The 16,975-nt window shown below is 69.1% G+C and carries 17 protein-coding genes; 14 read left to right on the top strand and 3 right to left on the bottom strand.

The genetic code is table 11. The features are described 5' to 3' along the window. Nucleotides 1-63: 63 nt before the first annotated feature. Both aroQ and C665_RS02620 read left to right on the top strand, forming a co-directional pair. A complete protein-coding gene (aroQ, locus tag C665_RS02625) occupies nt 64-501 on the top strand; it encodes a type II 3-dehydroquinate dehydratase (protein WP_004299468.1) in 438 nt (145 codons plus the stop codon). 22 nt (nt 502-523) lie between these two features. After that, entirely contained in the window at nt 524-964 is a 441-nt protein-coding gene (locus tag C665_RS02620; RefSeq protein ID WP_245537126.1) for a sulfite exporter TauE/SafE family protein, read from the top strand. A gap of 10 nt (nt 965-974) precedes the next feature. Here C665_RS02620 and C665_RS02615 read toward each other — a convergent pair whose 3' ends face one another. Together C665_RS02615 and C665_RS02610 are read right to left on the bottom strand one after the other, a co-directional pair. After that, nucleotides 975-1,589: a hypothetical protein gene (locus C665_RS02615; protein WP_004299460.1), complete on the bottom strand. Its 615-nt coding sequence runs from the start codon at nt 1,587-1,589 to the stop codon at nt 975-977. A gap of 67 nt (nt 1,590-1,656) precedes the next feature. Next, nucleotides 1,657-2,484, bottom strand: coding sequence for an IclR family transcriptional regulator (locus tag C665_RS02610; protein ID WP_004299458.1), 828 nt, complete (start codon nt 2,482-2,484; stop codon nt 1,657-1,659). Between the two features lie 146 nt (nt 2,485-2,630). Between C665_RS02610 and C665_RS02605 the strand changes: the two genes are divergently transcribed. The 7 genes from C665_RS02605 to C665_RS02575 all read left to right on the top strand — a co-directional run bounded on the left by C665_RS02605 (nt 2,631) and on the right by C665_RS02575 (nt 9,396). Then, nucleotides 2,631-3,596, top strand: coding sequence for an MBL fold metallo-hydrolase (locus C665_RS02605; RefSeq protein ID WP_004299456.1), 966 nt, complete (start codon nt 2,631-2,633; stop codon nt 3,594-3,596). Nucleotides 3,597-3,751: 155 nt separating this feature from the next. Beyond that, nucleotides 3,752-5,419, top strand: a complete 1,668-nt coding sequence (locus tag C665_RS02600) for an FAD-dependent oxidoreductase (RefSeq protein ID WP_004299454.1) — start codon at nt 3,752-3,754, stop codon at nt 5,417-5,419. A gap of 11 nt (nt 5,420-5,430) precedes the next feature. Next, a complete protein-coding gene (locus C665_RS02595; protein ID WP_004299452.1) occupies nt 5,431-5,667 on the top strand; it encodes a DUF2783 domain-containing protein in 237 nt (78 codons plus the stop codon). 153 nt (nt 5,668-5,820) lie between these two features. Beyond that, on the top strand, nt 5,821-6,372 hold the full coding sequence (locus tag C665_RS02590; protein WP_004299450.1) for a VOC family protein: 552 nt from the start codon (nt 5,821-5,823) through the stop codon (nt 6,370-6,372). Beyond that, on the top strand, nt 6,369-7,379 hold the full coding sequence (locus C665_RS02585) for a fumarylacetoacetate hydrolase family protein (RefSeq protein ID WP_004299449.1): 1,011 nt from the start codon (nt 6,369-6,371) through the stop codon (nt 7,377-7,379). The genes C665_RS02590 and C665_RS02585 overlap by 4 nt, the downstream gene beginning before the upstream one ends. A gap of 5 nt (nt 7,380-7,384) precedes the next feature. Beyond that, nucleotides 7,385-8,029, top strand: coding sequence for a maleylacetoacetate isomerase (gene maiA, locus C665_RS02580; protein ID WP_004299448.1), 645 nt, complete (start codon nt 7,385-7,387; stop codon nt 8,027-8,029). Nucleotides 8,030-8,211: 182 nt separating this feature from the next. Further along, nucleotides 8,212-9,396 carry a Bcr/CflA family efflux MFS transporter gene (locus tag C665_RS02575; RefSeq protein ID WP_004299447.1) on the top strand — a complete coding sequence of 395 codons (1,185 nt, stop codon included), beginning with the start codon at nt 8,212-8,214 and terminating at the stop codon, nt 9,394-9,396. Nucleotides 9,397-9,513: 117 nt separating this feature from the next. Here C665_RS02575 and C665_RS02570 read toward each other — a convergent pair whose 3' ends face one another. Further along, entirely contained in the window at nt 9,514-10,713 is a 1,200-nt protein-coding gene (locus C665_RS02570) for a CaiB/BaiF CoA transferase family protein (RefSeq protein WP_004299445.1), read from the bottom strand. A gap of 124 nt (nt 10,714-10,837) precedes the next feature. Between C665_RS02570 and C665_RS02565 the strand changes: the two genes are divergently transcribed. The 5 genes from C665_RS02565 (at nt 10,838) to C665_RS02545 (ending at nt 16,830) form a co-directional block, all read left to right on the top strand. After that, the gene (locus tag C665_RS02565) at nt 10,838-11,467 is read left to right on the top strand and encodes a DUF938 domain-containing protein (protein WP_004299443.1); all 630 of its coding nucleotides are present in this window, start codon (nt 10,838-10,840) and stop codon (nt 11,465-11,467) included. Between the two features lie 74 nt (nt 11,468-11,541). Continuing rightward, nucleotides 11,542-11,976 carry a bacteriohemerythrin gene (locus tag C665_RS02560; RefSeq protein ID WP_004299441.1) on the top strand — a complete coding sequence of 145 codons (435 nt, stop codon included), beginning with the start codon at nt 11,542-11,544 and terminating at the stop codon, nt 11,974-11,976. 10 nt (nt 11,977-11,986) lie between these two features. After that, nucleotides 11,987-12,898: a cation efflux transmembrane domain-containing protein gene (locus C665_RS02555; protein WP_012584679.1), complete on the top strand. Its 912-nt coding sequence runs from the start codon at nt 11,987-11,989 to the stop codon at nt 12,896-12,898. Nucleotides 12,899-13,033: 135 nt separating this feature from the next. Next, nucleotides 13,034-14,356 carry a chromate transporter gene (locus C665_RS02550; RefSeq protein WP_004299437.1) on the top strand — a complete coding sequence of 441 codons (1,323 nt, stop codon included), beginning with the start codon at nt 13,034-13,036 and terminating at the stop codon, nt 14,354-14,356. A gap of 215 nt (nt 14,357-14,571) precedes the next feature. Continuing rightward, entirely contained in the window at nt 14,572-16,830 is a 2,259-nt protein-coding gene (locus C665_RS02545; RefSeq protein ID WP_040828363.1) for a CRISPR-associated helicase/endonuclease Cas3, read from the top strand. Nucleotides 16,831-16,975: the final 145 nt, after the last annotated feature.

Raw genomic sequence — 16,975 nt, 5'->3', positions numbered from 1 at the left:
CGATTTGCGAAAGGCGGTCCGCGGACCGCCTTTTTTCTACCCGCCGCCCGGAGCGCGCCCCCCATGCCCAAGGTCCTCGTCATCAACGGCCCCAACCTCAACCTGCTCGGCACCCGCGAGCCCGAGATCTACGGCGCGACCACGCTTGCCGACGTCGAGAACGGCCTGCGCGCGCAGGGCGAGGCGCTCGGCATCGAGCTGCTGTGCTTCCAGAGCAACCACGAGGGCGCGATCGTCGATCGCATCCACGCTGCGCGCACCGAGGGCGTCGCGTGGATCCTCATCAATCCGGGTGCCTACACCCATACCAGCGTGGCGATCCGCGACGCGCTCGCCGGGGTGGCGATCCCCTTCGTCGAGGTGCATATTTCCAACGTGCACAAGCGCGAGCCCTTCCGCCACCACTCCTACCTGTCGGACGTCGCCGAGGCGGTCATGGCCGGCTTCGGCGTGCACGGCTACGGTCTCGCGCTGCAATACATCGCCCTCCGCCTGAGCTGATCGCCCCCGCGCCTGCCCGGCGATGGACGCCCTCGGCTGGTTCGTCACCGCCTCGCCATCCTGCTCACCGGCATCTCCAAGGCTGGGCGGGGCGCTCGGCGGGCTGGCGGTGCCCTTCATGTCGATGTGGATCCCGCCGCGCGACGCAGTGGCGGTGGTGTTGCCGATCCTGAGCGCGATGGACATGGTCGGTATCCGGGTGTGGCGCGGCAAGGCCGACCGGGGCGATCTGCGCCACCTGATCCCGGCCGCGCTGCTCGGCATCGGCGCGGGGACGCTGCTCTGCGGCGTGCTCTCCGACCGCATGGTCAAGCTCGTGCTCGGGCTGATCGTGCTCGCCTTCGTTGCCGACCGCCTGCTGCGCCGGCGCACCGCGGTCGCCGCGACCGGCGAAGGACCGCGCGTGCTGCCCTTCGCCCGGTCGTGCGGCGCCAAGCTGCTGTGGGACGGGCTGGGCGGCTGAAGCCGGCCGATCAGCCGGAAAAGTGGAACACCTCGGGGTCGTCCCAGTGCTCGACGAGCACGCGCCGGACGCGGTCCTGCCACAGCTGTCCGAAGCGCTGCAGTTCGCCGGCGTCGGCGTCGCCGCGCATGCAGCGGCCCATGCGCTCGGCCATCTCGGGGTGGGGCTGCACCTTTGCCAGTTCGGCGGCAGCGTCCACGGAGGCGCCGGTGTCGCTGCGGCTGAAACGCAGCGCGAGCGGCTGCGGTTCGCCGAAGCGCTGCAGGTTGCGGCGCACGAAGCGCCCGGCGATGCCCTTGAAGCCGCCGTCCTGGGCGCTGCCGGTGAGGAGCCCGACCACCGCGGCGACGACGCCGGTCACGCCCTCGTCGAGAGGATGCTGGAAGCCCACCTGCACCATGCCGCGCACGGGCAATGCGCCGGGGAAGAGCCGCGTCATCGCGTGGTGGGCGAGGGCGTAGGCCGAGGCCACCGTCGGGCAGGAATGGCCGGCCAGGCGCACCGCGTCGGCGTAGCCGTACTCGAGCACGCCCCCCTCGGCGGCGCCGAGGAACTCGGCGAGCGGATCGCGCACCACGAGGCGTGGCACCTGGTCGAAGAAAGCGGGAAAACGTTCGCTGGACATGCTCGCTCCGGGGCGTTGGGGAGCGCCGATTCTCCGTCCGCGCCGGTGTCGGCCGCCTTGACGTGGCTCAGGCCGCCTGCTTGCCGAGGCGGCGCTCGATCGCCTTCGCAGCCGCGCGCACCCGGCATGCGGTGAGGCCTTCCCAGTCCGGATCGACGCTGCCGACCGGTCCCATCGCGGTGATCGCGAGCGCGAGCTGGCCGCCGCCGTCGAAGACCGGCGCGGAAAACGCATGGATGCCCGGGATCGGATTGCCGAGTGCGCGCGCGAGGCGCTGCGTGCGGATCTCGTCGAGCACCGCCCGGACGTCGGCGGGGGACATCTCCAGCGGTGGGGCGCCCACCGCAGCCGCTTCGGCGGCGAGCACGGGGGCGACGATGCGCTGCGGCAGGAAGGCCGCGAACACGCGCCCGGTGGCCGACAGCAGCAAGGGCGTCATGACCGTGCCGGGCCGCATGTTGATGTGGATCTGGCGGCTGCACTCCTCGATGTGCACGACGGTGGGGCCGTGGTTGCCCCACACCGCGATCGCCACGTTGAGCTCGATGTCGTCGGCGAGCCGGGCGGCTTCGGGCAGGGCCGCCTTGATCGGATCGAGGCCGTGCAGCGCGCTCAGGCCCATCTGCAGCGCGAACGGGCCGAGCCCGTAGCGGCCGGTGAGCGCGTCCTGCTCCACCAGGCCGAGCTTGCCGAAGCTCACCAGGTAGGGATGCGCCTTGGCCGCCGGCATGCCGGCCTCGCGTGCGAGGTCCTTCAGCATCATCGGCTTGCCTTCGCGCACCAGGGCGGACAGCAGGCTGCCGCCGACCTCGATGGACTGGATGCCGCGGCGCTCGGCGGCGGACTCGGCCGCATCGCGTGCGGTCGAGGGGGAGGGATTAGGGATGTCCTGCATGCTGCTCTCCGGATTCGCGGCGCATCTTAACAGTCCACCGGACTGGCCGCGTATCCGGAAGATTTGCCTATAACAAACGTATTGACGATTAACGAACTCACAACTAGTATGGATCCATCGCTGCACATCACCGGAGACCTCCCCTCATGAGCACCAAGAAATTCGCCTCCCAGGCCGACCTCGAAGAGAAGAAGATCAGCTGGGAGAAGCTGTCCGAAAACGCCTATGCCTATACCGCCGAGGGCGACCCCAACACCGGCGTGATCATCGGCGACGACGGCGTGATGATCATCGACGCCACCGCCACCCCGGTGGCCGCGCAGGGCGTGATCGCCAAGGTGCGCGAGATCACCGACCTGCCGATCAAGTATGTGGTGCTCACCCACTACCACGCGGTGCGCGTGCTCGGCGCCTCGGGCTACAAGGCCGAGGGCCTGGAGCAGATCATCGCCAGCAAGGACACCTGGGACCTCATCGTCGAGCGCGGCCAGCAGGACATGGACTCCGAGATCGGCCGCTTCCCGCGCCTGTTCCAGGCGGTCGAGAGCGTGCCCGGACTGACCTGGCCGACCATGACCTTCAGTGGCGAGATGACCGTGTGGATGGGCAAGCTCGAGGTCCGCATCAAGCAGCTCGGCCGCGGCCACACCAAGGGCGACACCATCGTCTATCTGCCCGCCCAGGACATCTGCTTCTCCGGCGACCTGGTCGAGGCCGACGCCGCCTGCTACACCGGCGACGCCTACCTCGCCGACTGGCCGCAGACCCTCGACAACCTGGCAGCGATGAACTTCGCCAAGCTCGTGCCCGGCCGCGGCCCGGCGCTGATGACGCCGGAGAAGGTCCAGGCCGGCCTCGCCTACACGCGCGATTTTGTCTCCACGCTGTACCGCAGCGCGCAGGAGGCGGTCGCGAAGGGCATGGACCTGAAGGCGACGATGGCGCACACCCGCGCCAACATGGACCCGAAGTTCGGCCAGGTCTTCATCTACGAGCACTGCCTGCCCTTCGACGTCACCCGCGCCCACGACGAGGCGAGCGGCATCCGCGATCCGCGCATCTGGACCGCCGAGCGCGACCAGCAGATGTGGCACGCGCTGCAGCAGGGCTGAGCCTGCAGCGGGCAGGGCGTCGTGTGGCGCCGCGCCTCTCGCACCCCTGATTTCCAGCAGCGTCCGGCGCCGGCTGCGGCGCCCCGCACCGCACCGCAGGACCGCGCGCCAAGACGCGGCCCCGGCGCACACGAACAAACCCGGAGGAGACCGCCGTGCTGAGCACGTACCAATACCCCAAGTTCGAATACGTCCGTCCGCCCGAGATCGCCGAAGGGCGCGACGGCCACTACCCGGTGGTGATCGTCGGCGCCGGCCCGGTGGGTCTGTGCACCGCGATCGACCTCGCCCGCCAGGGCCGGCAGGTGCTGCTGCTCGACAACGACGACACGGTGTCGATCGGCTCGCGCGGCGTGTGCTACGCCAAGCGCACCCTCGAGGTGCTCGACCGCCTCGGCTGTGGTGAGGAGATGGTGCAGAAGGGCGTGTCGTGGAACGTGGGCCGCACCTTCTTCCGCGAGGACGAGGTATTCAACTTCAACCTCTGCCCCGAACCCGACCACCACCGCCCGGGCATGATCAACCTGCAGCAGTACTACCTCGAGGACTACCTGGTGCAGCGCGCGCGCAAGCTCCCGAACCTCGAGATGCGCTTCAGGAACAACGTGATCGCGGTCACCCCCGGCGAGAAGCAGGCGAGCCTGCGCGTGGAGACGCCCGATGGCGCCTATACGCTCACCACCGACTGGCTGGTGGTGGCCGACGGCGCGCGCAGCCCGATCCGCACCATGCTCGGGCTGGATATCGAGGGCAAGGTCTTCATGGACCGCTTCCTCATCGCCGACGTGGTCATGAAGGCGGACTTCCCCACCGAGCGCTGGTTCTGGTTCGACCCGCCCTTCCATCCCAACCAGTCGGTGCTGCTGCACCGCCAGGCCGACAACGTCTTCCGCATCGACTTCCAGCTCGGCTGGCAGGCCGATCCGGAGCAGGAGAAGAAGCCCGAGAACGTGATCCCGCGCATCCAGGCGATGATCGGGGACGATCGCGAGTTCGAGCTCGAGTGGGTCAGCGTGTATACCTTCCAGTGCCGGCGCATGAACCGCTTCAATCACGGTCGCGTGCTCTTCGTCGGCGACTCGGCGCACCAGGTCTCGCCCTTCGGCGCGCGCGGCGCCAACTCCGGCATCCAGGACGCCGACAACCTGGTGTGGAAGCTCGCGCTGGTGATGGACGGCAAGGCGCCCGCCACGCTGCTCGACACCTACGGCGACGAGCGCGGCTTCGCGGCGGACGAGAACATCATGAACTCGACGCGCTCGACCGACTTCATCACGCCCAAGAGCCGCACCAGCAGGACCTTCCGCAACGCGGTGCTGGGCCTGGCCGAGCACCATCCCTTCGCGCGCGCCCTGGTCAACTCCGGGCGCCTGTCGGTGCCGAGCTTCCTCGTCGATTCGCGGCTCAACACCGCCGACGATGCGGTGTTCGCCGGCAACATGGTGCCGGGCGCGCCGATGGACGACGCCCCGATCGAGTCCGTCGGCGGCGAGCCCTGGCTGCTGCAGGTGCTCGGCGACCGCTTCCAGTTGCTGCACTACGTGGCCGACGCCGCCGACCTCGACGCCGCCAGCGTGGCCGCGCTGCAGTCGCTCGCGGAAGGGCCGATTCCGGTGGAGCCGATCGTGGTCGCGGCGCGCGGCCGGGCGCCGGCCGGACTGCGCACGCTGATCGACGCCAAGGGCCGCATCCGCGAGCGCTACGACCTGCAGCCCGGCACCACCTACCTCGCCCGCCCCGACCAGCACGTCGCCGCGCGCTGGCGCGCCCTCGACCCGGCCCGCGTGCGCGCCGCCGTCGCCCGCGCCACCTGCAACGCCTGAAGGAGACCGTCATGGCCCTGAACACCCAGCCCAACCTGTTCGAACCCGGCAAGCGCTACTTCCGTGCCTTCTCGCCCGGCGACGATTTCTACGAAGCCCTGATCGAGACCCACCGTGATCTGAGCGACGAGCAGAGCGAGATGGTCAACGCCCGCCTGATCCTGCTGCTCGCCAACCACATCGGCGACATCGCGGTGCTGCGCGAGGCGATGAGCATCGCTCGCGCAGGGGTGGTCGCAAAGGACTGATCGTTACGCGAGCCGGTCGATGGTGGCCGTGCTGCAGACGACGTGCAGCGAGCGGGATCGCTGCAATGATGATGCCCGGACCGGAGCGCTCCGTTATCTTCCCGAAATGCCGCAACGGAGCTTCGGCACTGAACCAAGGACGAGGAGACCGCAATGACCCCGATCGTGAAGAAGATCCATCACGTCGCCTACCGCTGCAAGGACGCGCTCGAGACCGCGCGCTGGTACGAGAAGCACCTCGGCATGAAGCTCGTGCTGTCGATCGCCGAGGACGCCGTGCCCTCTACCGGCGAGCCCGATCCCTACATGCACATCTTCATGGACGCCGGCATGGGCAACGTGCTCGCCTTCTTCGAGCTGCCCACGCGTGCGCCGATGGGCCGCGACGAGAACACCCCGGCGTGGACCCAGCACCTGGCGATGGAGGTCGACTCGATGGAGACCCTGCTCGCCACCAAGGCCCGCCTCGAGTCCGAGGGCATCCAGGTGGTCGGTCCCACCGACCACGCGCTCTTCCAGTCGATCTACTTCTTCGATCCGAACGGCCACCGCCTCGAGCTCGCCTGCAACACGAACCGCCCGGGCATGCTGGAGGCGCTCGACAAGGTCAAGTGGGACATGCTCGAGGAGTGGGCGCAGACCAAGAAGGCCCCCAGGCACGCGGCCTGGATGCACGACGGCCGCTACAAGGAGATGTTCCAGTGAAACTCGCCACCCTCAAGCAAGGCGGCCGCGACGGCACCCTGGTCGTCGTCAGCCGCGATCTCACCCGCTGCCGTGCCGTGCCGGCGATCGCCCGCAGCCTGCAGGCCGCGCTCGACGACTGGCAGGCCTGCGAGCCGCCGCTGCGCCAGGTGTATGAGGCGCTCAACAGCGGCGCGGTCGACGCCCAGCCCTTCGACCAGACCGCCTGCGCCTCGCCGCTGCCGCGCGCCTACCAGTGGGCCGACGGCTCGGCCTACATCAACCACGTCGAGCTGGTGCGCAAGGCGCGCAACGCCGAGATGCCGCCCTCGTTCTACACCGACCCGCTGATGTACCAGGGCGGCTCGGACAGCTTCATCGGCCCGCGTGACGCGGTGGTGGCCGACGAGGCCTGGGGCATCGACTTCGAGGCCGAGGTCACGGTGGTGACCGGCGACGTGCCGATGGGCGCCACCCCCGCCGAGGCGGCGCAGGCGATCCGGCTGGTGATGCTGGTGAACGATGTGTCGCTGCGCAATCTGATTCCCAACGAGCTCGCCAAGGGTTTCGGCTTCTTCCAGAGCAAGCCGGCCTCGGCCTTCAGTCCGGTCGCGGTCACGCCCGACGAGCTCGGCGAAGCCTGGAGGGATGCCAAGGTGCACCTGCCGCTGGTGGTGCACCTCAACGGCAAGCTCTTCGGCAAGCCCGAGGCCGGCGTCGACATGACCTTCGACTTCGGCCAGCTCGTCGCCCACGTCGCCAGGACGCGCGAGCTCGAGGCGGGCTCGATCATCGGCTCGGGCACGGTCTCGAACAAGCAGGGCGACCTGTGGGGCTCGTCGATCGATCACGGCGGCGTCGGCTACTGCTGCCTCGCCGAAGTACGCACCTACGAGACCATCGAGCAGGGCAAGCCGGCCACGTCCTTCATGCGCGACGGCGACGTCGTCCGCATCGAGATGTTCGACCGCCAGGGCCGCAACGTCTTCGGCACGATCGAGAACCGGGTGACGGCGCGCAAGGGCTGAGGCAAGTGAAGCTCTACACCTACTTCCGCAGTTCGGCCGCGTATCGCGTTCGCATCGCACTGAACCTCAAGGGCCTGGACTACGAGGCCGTGCCGGTGCACCTGGTGCGCGGCGGCGGCGAGCACCGCCAGCCCGCCTACCTGGGCCTCAATCCCGCCGGCCTGGTGCCGGCGCTGGAGGACCAGGGCCAGGTGCTGACCCAGTCGCTGGCGATCATCGAGTATCTCGAGGAGAGCCATCCGCAGCCGGCACTGCTGCCGGCCGCGCCGCTCGACCGCGCCCGCGTGCGTGCGATCGCGCAGGCGATCGCCTGCGACATCCACCCGGTGAATAACCTGCGCGTGCTGCAGTACCTCACGCGCGAGCTCGATGCCAGCGAAGAGCAGAAGAACGCCTGGTACCGGCACTGGATCGGCGTCGGCCTGCAGGCGGTGGAGGCGATGCTCGCCGGCGATGCGCGTACCGGTGCGTTCTGCCACGGTGATACGCCCGGCCTGGCCGACTGCTGCCTGGTGCCGCAGGTCTTCAACGCCCGCCGCTTCGGCTGCGAGCTGGCGGCGATGCCGACGGTGCTGCGCATCGCGGAGACCTGCGCCGGGCTGGAGGCTTTCCAGCGCGCCGCGCCCGAGGCCCAGCCCGACGCCGAGTGAGCGGCGCAGTCTGGCTTTCCGGCCTTGCAGGTGAGCGGTTGCGAATGGCTGCGCGCGCAGGCGAGGGAGACCGGGGCGCGTGCGCGAGTCGCGCAGGGATGCCCGGCGACGATCTTTTTTTGCCCTTCGTCCTGCCACCGGCGGTATCTTCCGCGGGCTTGGTCCCCGTTTTCGGAGTCCCGATGTCGACCGCTTTCGTCGTCCTTGCCTTGTCGCTGCTGCTCGGCCTCCAGCCGGTCACCACCGATCTCTATCTGCCCGCGCTGCCCTCGATCACCCAGGACCTGGGCGCCTCGGTGGCGCAGGCGCAGCTCACGCTGTCGGGCCTGCTGCTCGCCTTCGGCCTGTCGCAGCTGGTGTGGGGACCGATCTCGGACCGCTTCGGGCGCCGGCCGGTGCTCCTGCTCGGGCTGGCGAGCTACGTCGTGGCGGCGGTGGGCAGCACGCTCGCCGGGTCGATGGAGGCGCTGCTGCTGTGGCGGATCGCCCAGGGCGCGGCGATGGGGGCGTCGGTGATGTGCGCGCGTGCGCTGGTGCGCGACCTCTACAGCCCCGAGATCGGGGCGCGCGCGATCAGCAAGGGGCTCACCGGGCTGGGCGTGATCGCCTGCCTGAGCATTCCGCTCGGCGGCGTGCTCGCCGAATTCTTCGGCTGGCGGAGCGCCTTGTCGGCGCTGGCGCTGTTCGGTGCGGCCACCTTGGCGCTGATCGCGCTGCGCTTCGAGGAGACCCTGCAGCGCCCCGATCCGGATGCGTTGCGCCCGGCCACGCTGGTGCGCACCTGGATCACCATCCTGCGCAACCCCACCTTCCTCGCCTTCGCGCTGCTGGCTGCGGCGACCTACGGCGGCCTGTTCACCCTGCTGGCGGCCTCGTCCTTCGTGTTCATCCGTCTGATGGAGCTGTCGCGCATCGAGTACGGCGCGCTGATGTTCGTGATCGTGCTCGCCTACGTTGGCGGGACCCTGTTGTGCCGCCGCCTGCTCGTGCGCTTCGGCGTGCAGCGCACGGTGGCGATCGGCGGCGTGTTCTCGCTCGCGGGCGGCAGCCTGCTCGGGCTCGGCGGGCTGGCCGGCCTGGAGGGCGTGTGGCCGATCCTGCTCCCCGCCTTGATCTACATGGTCGGCCACGGCATCCACCAGCCCTGCGGCCAGGCGGGCGCGGTCGGGCCCTTCCCGAAGGCGGCGGGCGCCGCCTCGGCGATGAGCGGCTTCCTGATGATGGTGGTGGCGTTCGCGATGGGGCAGTGGCTGGGCGCGAGCATGGACGGGACGCCGCTGCCGATGACCAACGGCATGTGGTTCTGGGGCGTGGCGACGGCCGCGGTGGCCTGGGGGCTGGTCGGCCGGGTGCCGCGCCAGGCTTGAATGCATGGGGCGGGTGCCGCGAAGCGGGGCGGCTCCGATCGGAACGGCGCTCGCTCCTCCGCCGCATTCGCGCCTTGCGGCGCTCCTGCACGGGGCGCCTGCATTGAGTTTGCCGGATCAGATCGCGCCGGCTGCGCGCAGCGCGGCGATGCGGGCCTCGTCGTAACCCAGGCCCGCCAACACCGCGTCGGTGTGCGCGCCCAGCGCCGGCCCGATCCATTCGCTGCCGCCGGGCGTGCCCGACAGCTTCGGCACCACGCCCGGCATGCGGCAGTCGCGCCCGTCGGGCAGCTTCACCGTGTGCAACATCTCGCGCGCCAGGAATTGCGGGTCGGCGAACATGTCGGCCACCGAGTAGATGCGCGAGGCCGGCACCTCGGCGGCGGCCAGCGTCGCCAGCACCGCGGCCTCGTCGTGCTGCGCCACCCAGGCGTCGATCAGCGCGTACAACTCCTCGCGGCGAGCGTCGCGGCCGGCGTTGTCAGCGAGCGTGGCGTCCTCGGCGAGGTCGTCGCGCCCCATCGCACGCATCAGGCGGCGGAAGATCGCGTCGCCGTTGGCGCCGATGGTGATGTGGCGGCCGTCGCGGGTGGTGTGGGTGTTGGACGGCGTGATGCCGGGCATGATGTTGCCGGTGCGCTCGCGCACGAAGCCGAACACGTCGAACTCGGGCACCAGCGACTCCATCATCGCGAACACCGCCTCGTAGAGCGCGACATCCACCACCTGGCCTGCACCGCCATTCACTTCCTTGTGGCGCAGCGCCATCAGCGCCCCGAGCGCACCCCACAGCGCGGCGATCGAGTCGCCGATCGAGATCCCGGTCTTCACCGGCGGGCGGTCGGGAAAGCCGGTCACGTAGCGCAGCCCGCCCATCGACTCGCCGATTGCGCCGAAGCCCGGCTGCTGCGCCATCGGCCCGCTCTGCCCGAAGCCCGACAGGCGCACCATGACCAGACCGGGGTTGATCTTCGACAGCGCCTCCCAGCCCAGCCCGAGCTTGTCGAGCACGCCGGGGCGGAAATTCTCCACCACGATGTCGGCCTCGGCGACCAGCCGGCGCACCACCTCGACGCCGTCGGGGTGCTTGAGGTTGACCGTCACCGACTTCTTGTTGCGCGCCTGCAGGTACCACCACAGCGAGGTGCCCTCGTAGAGCTTGCGCCACTTGCGCAGCGGGTCGCCGCCGTCGGGCGCTTCGATCTTGATCACCTCGGCGCCGAACTCGGCGAGGATGCGGGCGGCGAAGGGGCCGGCGATGAGCGTGCCGAGCTCGACGACCTTGATGCCGGCGAGGGGTTTGGTGGGCGTGGTCATGGTGGGGTGGGGCGGTGAAGGGGATGCGTCATTATCTCAGCCTCCGGGCGTGCATCCCTGCGTCACTTGGCCGAACCGGAGCAGGCGATAATCGCGACGTCTTCCATCCTGCCCGCCGCGCCCCATGCCCACCCTCGACCGCCGCCAGTTCTCCCCCTCCGCCGCGCGCAACCGCGGCCCCATCCTCGCCGTGCTGCAGCGCGTGCTGCCGGTCGACGGGCTGGTTCTGGAACTCGGCAGCGGCACCGGCGAGCATGCGGTGCATTTTGCCCGCCACCTGCCCGCGCTGTGCTGGCAGCCGAGCGACGCCGACCCCGCGGCGCTGGCCTCGATCACGGACTGGGTGGCGCACAGCGGGCTGCCCAACCTGCTGGCGCCCGTGTGCGTCGACCTCGCCGCCACCCCCTGGCCGGTCGCCGCCGCGGACGCGATCGTGGCGATCAACGTGCTGCATTACTCGCCCTGGGAGAGCACGCCGGCGCTGTTTGCGGGCGCGGCGGCGGTCGTGCCGGAAGGCGGCGTGGTGGTCTGCTACGGCCCGTATCGCCGCGGCGGCGCCCACACCGCGCCGAGCAACGCCGACTTCGACGAATGGCTGCGCAGCGTCGATGCGCGCTTCGCGGTGCGCGACCTGGAGGCGGTGGAGACCGAGGCCCGGCGTTGTGGCTTCGGGCTGGAGGCGGTGGTCGACATGCCGGCGAACAACTTCAGCCTGGTCTTCCGTCGCGGTGGGGGGCTCGGCGTGCGCGCATGATGTGCGCGGCCGGCGCATCGGCGACAATCGATGCTGATGCGTTTCCACGCACCTGAACCGTTCTTGAGACTCCCATGCCCATCTTCTGGCGACCGCAGTTCCGCATTGGCCACGACGACATCGACGCCGACCACCGCTACCTGATCCTGCTCATCAACACGGTGGAGCTCGTGCTGCGCTTTCCGGACGACCCGCGCAATGTCGAGCTGGCGCTGACCGAGCTGCGACGCTACGCAGAGGACCACTTCGAGCGCGAGGAGCGCATCCAGATCGCCTACGGCTACCTCCACCTCGACCAGCACAAGCTCGAACACCGCGCCTTGCTGGCCGAGCTCGACATCCTCGTGCAGCGCATCCACGCCACGCTCGAGGATTCCGATGGCGGGGTGGAAGGTGTCAAGGCGCAGAGCGGCGAGATCACCGCCTTTCTGCGCAAATGGCTGGTGGATCACGTGATGAAGTCGGACATGCAGCTCGTGCCGCTGTTCCGCAAGCCGGTCGTGCGTTAGGAGCTCCGCTTTGAGCGAGCAGCCCTCGATGGATGGAGAAGATCTTGGTGCGGGCGGCTGTTGTGGCACGTGCGGTGGCGCGGCGCCCAAGCCGCGGCTGCAGCCGCTGGCGGCCGCCGAGGCGCGCACGCGCAGCGTGTTTCGCATCCCCGGCATGGACTGCCCGTCCGAGGAGCAGATGATCCGCCTGCGCCTGGCCGAGGCGCCGGTGGCGGCGCTGGCGTTCGACCTCGCCGGGCGGCGGCTGACGGTGGATCACGACGGCGACCCGCAGGCGATCCTCGCCCGTCTCGTCCCGCTGGGTTACGGCGCCGAGCTGGCGGAGTCGCATACGCTCGCCGCCGATGAGGCCGCGCCCGCCGCGCCCGCCGACGACGCGGCCGAGGCCCGCGTGCTGTGGATCCTGCTGGCGCTCAATGCCGTGATGTTCGTGGTCGAACTCGGCGCCGGAATCTGGGCGCGCTCGGCTGGCCTGGTTGCCGACGCGATGGACATGTTCGCCGACGCCGCCGTCTATGGCGTCGCGCTTTACGCGGTAGGACGGGCCGCGCGCTACAAGCTGGGTGCCGCGCGCCTGGCGGGGGGGCTGCAGCTGGTGCTGGCCCTTGGCGCGCTTGCCGAGGTCGTGCGTCGCATCGTCGGCGATGCCACGCCGGAGCCGATCGGCATGATGGGCATCGCGCTGCTCGCGCTCGCCGCCAACGTCGCCTGCTTGGTGCTGATCGCCCGCCATCGCGAGGGCGGCGTGCACATGAAGGCGAGCTACATCTTCTCGGCCAACGACGTCGTCGCCAACCTCGGTGTGATCGTCGCCGGCGTGCTGGTGGCGTGGACCGGCAGCGCGTGGCCGGACTGGATCATCGGCCTGGTGATCGGCGCGGTGGTGCTGACGGGCGCGGTGCGCATCCTGCGACTCGGGTGAACGCCACGGGGGGGCCGGTACCTTGCCTGGGATGGGTGATGCTCGACCGGGCCTCGTCGATGCGGGTGCGCCTGCGCCTGATGACGCCGGCTCCGAGCATCCTGCAAGACCCGATCAACTTCTGTGAAAGCCGACATGAACGAAGCGAAAGACGTCGAGCACAGCCCCTGGGCGGTCTTCCTGATCTTCCTGCGCCTGGGCCTCACGTCGTTTGGCGGGCCGGTGGCGCACCTGGGCTATTTCCACGCCGAGTTCGTCGCGCGCCGGCGCTGGCTGGGTGAGCGCGCCTATGCCGATCTGGTGGCGCTGTGCCAGTTCCTGCCCGGCCCGGCGAGCAGCCAGGTGGGCATGGCGCTCGGGCTGCAGCGCGCCGGATACCGTGGTGCTCTGGCTGCATGGGCGGGCTTCACGCTGCCCTCGGCGATCGCGCTGATCCTCTTCGCGCTCGGTCTCGCACGACATGGCGACGCGCTGCTGTCGGGCGCGCTGCACGGGCTGAAGGTGGTGGCGGTGGCGGTGGTGGCGCAGGCGGTGTGGGGCATGGCGGGCAAGCTCTGCATCGGCCGCGCCCGCATCACCCTGATGGCGCTCGCGGCGTGCATGGTGCTGGCGCTGCCGACGGCGTGGACCCAGGTCGGGGTGATCGCGCTCGCGGGGCTGGCCGGGCTGGCGCTGTTCAGAGCGCAGGCGGAGGCCGGGGTGCGCGAGCCCTCGGCGGCGACGCGGCGCGCGGCTTCCTCGGGCGCGCGTGCGGGGGGCCTCGGGCCGCTTCCGAGTGTGTCGGTGCCACTTGCGGGCGTGTCCGAGCCGGACTCGGGGGTCTTGGGGGCGAATACGGGTGCGCCGGGGCCGCGCTCGGGGTGGCTGTGGCTGGCGGCCTTCTTCGCGCTGCTCGCCGCCCTGCCGCTGCTCGTCGCGCTGCAGCCCGATGGCTGGCTGGCGCGCGTGGATGCCTTCTACCGTTCGGGCGCGCTGGTGTTCGGCGGCGGGCACGTGGTGCTGCCGCTGCTGCAGGCCGAGGTGGTGCCGACGGGCTGGGTGGACGGGGAGGCCTTCCTCGCCGGATATGGCGCGGCGCAGGCGGTGCCGGGGCCGCTGTTCACCTTTGCCGCCTTCCTCGGTGCCGCGGCGCAGGACGGCTATGGCGGATGGGTGGGCGGAATCGTGTGCCTGCTCGCGGTGTTCGCGCCGTCCTTCCTGCTGGTGGCGGGCGCGCTGCCCTTCTGGGAGCGCCTGCGCGGGGATGCGCGCATGCAGGCCGCGCTCGCCGGCATCAACGCGGCGGTGGTGGGGCTGCTGCTGGCTGCGCTGTACCAGCCGGTGTGGACCAGCGCGATCCACCGCCCGCAGGATTTCGCGCTCGGCCTGGTGGCGCTGGTCGCGCTGATGTCGTGGAAGTGGCCGCCCTGGCTGGTGGTGGCGGCGTGCGGGGTGGCGGGCGGGGTGCTTTCCGCGTAGCGAGGGCAGACGCTTTGATTTACCCCGGCAATTTGTCAGCCGGCATCCTCCTTATTGGTCCCGCGCTTGGCGTGTTCCCGGGATATCGCCGCCGGTTATAAATGCACGAATCCATAAGCGGAGCAGTCATGGCTATCACTCGCTCTCATCTCTGCTCATGCGGAGGTACTATCTGATCTTCATTTTTTGAAACGCATCCGAGGTCGCAGAGATCCATGGCGTTCTTCGCTCATTCCACGCAGCGTCCGGATAGGTCTGACTGGCAGGCACTGGCGGAGCATTTGCAGAACGTCGCAGCGATCGCCAGGGACAAGGCCTCGCTCTTCGGTGCCGGTGGAATGGCCGAGGTGGCGGGGCTGCTTCATGATCTCGGCAAATACTCCGACGATTTCCAGCGTCGAGTGGCAGGTGACGCGATTCGAGTGGACCACGCGACGCGCGGTGCGATGCTAGCCGTTGAGCGCTACAAGCACACCGGCATGCTGCTAGCCTATGGTATCGCTGGTCATCATGCCGGCTTGGCGAACGGCAGCGAGGGTGGTGAGCGAACCGCACTCAGCGACCGACTGAAGGGTGTTGGGCTGCCGCCCTTGAGGGAGGAGTGGCAGTACGAGGTTACCCTGCCGGAGCAGTTGCTCCCACCGAAGTTAGTTCTGAAGAAAGAACACGCCATGTTCCAGTTCGCATTCTTTGCACGCATGTTGTTCTCGTGCCTTGTGGATGCGGACTATCTCGACACCGAGTCCTTTTACGACCGGGTCGCACTTCCCGGCCAGCCCAACGACCGCAGCGCATCGCGTGGGCTGGCGTCGCCATCCCTGGAGTCTCTGCGCGAGCGCCTCGACGCTTATCTTTCCGGCTTCGATGCCGACTCGCACGTCAATCGCGTCCGGGCGGACATCCTTGCTCACACGCGGAAGGCCGCGACATACGCGCCTGGGCTGTTCTCGCTTACGGTGCCGACCGGCGGCGGAAAGACGCTGGCCTCCCTTGCCTTCGCGCTCGACCATGCCATCGCGCACGGGCTGCGGCGGGTGATCTTCGTGATCCCCTTTACCAGCATCGTTGAGCAGAACGCCGCGGTGTTCCGCACTGCCCTGGGCGATCTCGGTGAGGCTGCGGTGCTGGAGCATCACAGCGCTTTCATCGCCGCCCAACCTCTCCGATCGGACGCCGAGCGCTACCAAGCCAAGGAAAAGCTGCGGCTGGCGATGGAGAACTGGAACGCGCCGGTCATTGTCACCACCGCCGTGCAGTTCTTCGAGAGCCTGTTCGCGGCACGCCCGTCGCAGTGTCGCAAACTGCACAACATTGCAGGCAGCGTGGTGATTCTCGATGAGGCACAGACCCTGCCGCTCAAGCTGTTGCGGCCGGCGGTCGCGGCCATCGACGAACTGGCTCGCAACTACCGCAGCAGCGTCGTCCTCTGCACCGCCACCCAGCCGGCCTTGACCGCACCGAACTTTCGCGGTGGATTCGACAAGGATCAGGTGCGCGAACTCGCCCCGAACCCGCCGGAACTCTTCCGCAAACTCGACCGGGTGCGTGTGCGCCATGTCGGCACGCTCGACGATGACGCGCTCGCGGCGCAACTCCGCGACCTCAATCAGGTGTTGTGCGTCGTCAACAACCGCCGCCACGCCCGCGCCCTGTATCAAGCGCTCGCCGATCTGCCCGGTGCGCGCCACCTGACTACGCTGATGTGCGCCAAGCACCGCAGCCAAGTCCTGGCCGAGGTGCGGGCGCGTCTCAAGGCCGGCGAGCCTTGCCGGCTTGTTTCGACGTCGCTGATCGAAGCCGGTGTCGATATCTCCCTGCCCACTGTCTATCGCGCAGAAGCGGGCCTGGACTCCGTCGCCCAGGCCGCGGGGCGCTGCAACCGCAACGGCGAACGAGCGGCCGACCAGAGCGAGGTGCGTGTGTTCGCAACCGCCCACGGTGATTGGGCGCCTCCGCCAGAACTTCGCCAGTTCGCCCAGGCTGCGCAAGAGGTCATGCGCCAGCCGCAATTCCGTGACGATCCGCTCTCGCCGTCGGCGATCGAAGCCTATTTCCGCCTGCTGTACTGGCAGAAGGGCGACCAGGAACTGGATGCCACGAACCTGCTTGGCCTGTGCGCAGAAAGCCGGATCGACTCCCTGCCGCTGGAAACGCTGGCAACCAAATTCCGCATGATCGACACGGTGCAGATGCCGGTCATCGTGCCCCTCGACGACCATGCGCGCCGCTATATCGAAAGCCTGCGCTTTGCGGAAAAGAGCGGCGGGCTCGCACGCAAGCTCCAGCCCTATCTGGTGCAGCTACCACGCAACGGATTCGATGCGCTGCGCAAGGCGGGCGCGATTCAGTCCGTTGCGCCGGAGAAGTGGGGTGAGCAGTTCATGGAACTGGTGAACATGGACATCTATAGCCGCGAGTTCGGCATCTGGTGGGAGGACCCCACGTTCATGGAGTCGGCAAATACGATCATCTAGCAATGGGGGATGGTTCAAGGAGGAATGTGTGTACTAGAAAAACTCTTTGGAACTAGAAATTTTGGTAACGGAACACTACCATGCAACGGCACAACAGCGGAGTTGCCGTCATGGAACGAGAGTCCGAGATTGCCAGAGACGTTGA

The sequence above is a fragment of the Thauera aminoaromatica S2 genome, assembly GCF_000310185.1.
Lineage (GTDB): Bacteria > Pseudomonadota > Gammaproteobacteria > Burkholderiales > Rhodocyclaceae > Thauera > Thauera aminoaromatica.
This window is presented reverse-complemented; position numbering and strand designations above follow the sequence as displayed.

Excerpts from the sequence above, each read along its gene's own strand:
- aroQ (WP_004299468.1), top strand. The coding sequence starts at position 64 with ATGCCCAAGGTCCTCGTCATCAACGGCCCCAACCTCAACCTGCTCGGC.
- C665_RS02620 (WP_245537126.1), top strand. The coding sequence starts at position 524 with ATGGACGCCCTCGGCTGGTTCGTCACCGCCTCGCCATCCTGCTCACCG.
- C665_RS02615 (WP_004299460.1), bottom strand. The coding sequence starts at position 1,589 with ATGTCCAGCGAACGTTTTCCCGCTTTCTTCGACCAGGTGCCACGCCTC.
- C665_RS02610 (WP_004299458.1), bottom strand. The coding sequence starts at position 2,484 with ATGCAGGACATCCCTAATCCCTCCCCCTCGACCGCACGCGATGCGGCC.
- C665_RS02605 (WP_004299456.1), top strand. The coding sequence starts at position 2,631 with ATGAGCACCAAGAAATTCGCCTCCCAGGCCGACCTCGAAGAGAAGAAG.
- C665_RS02595 (WP_004299452.1), top strand. The coding sequence starts at position 5,431 with ATGGCCCTGAACACCCAGCCCAACCTGTTCGAACCCGGCAAGCGCTAC.
- C665_RS02590 (WP_004299450.1), top strand. The coding sequence starts at position 5,821 with ATGACCCCGATCGTGAAGAAGATCCATCACGTCGCCTACCGCTGCAAG.
- C665_RS02575 (WP_004299447.1), top strand. The coding sequence starts at position 8,212 with ATGTCGACCGCTTTCGTCGTCCTTGCCTTGTCGCTGCTGCTCGGCCTC.
- C665_RS02570 (WP_004299445.1), bottom strand. The coding sequence starts at position 10,713 with ATGACCACGCCCACCAAACCCCTCGCCGGCATCAAGGTCGTCGAGCTC.
- C665_RS02565 (WP_004299443.1), top strand. The coding sequence starts at position 10,838 with ATGCCCACCCTCGACCGCCGCCAGTTCTCCCCCTCCGCCGCGCGCAAC.
- C665_RS02560 (WP_004299441.1), top strand. The coding sequence starts at position 11,542 with ATGCCCATCTTCTGGCGACCGCAGTTCCGCATTGGCCACGACGACATC.
- C665_RS02550 (WP_004299437.1), top strand. The coding sequence starts at position 13,034 with ATGAACGAAGCGAAAGACGTCGAGCACAGCCCCTGGGCGGTCTTCCTG.
- C665_RS02545 (WP_040828363.1), top strand. The coding sequence starts at position 14,572 with ATGGCGTTCTTCGCTCATTCCACGCAGCGTCCGGATAGGTCTGACTGG.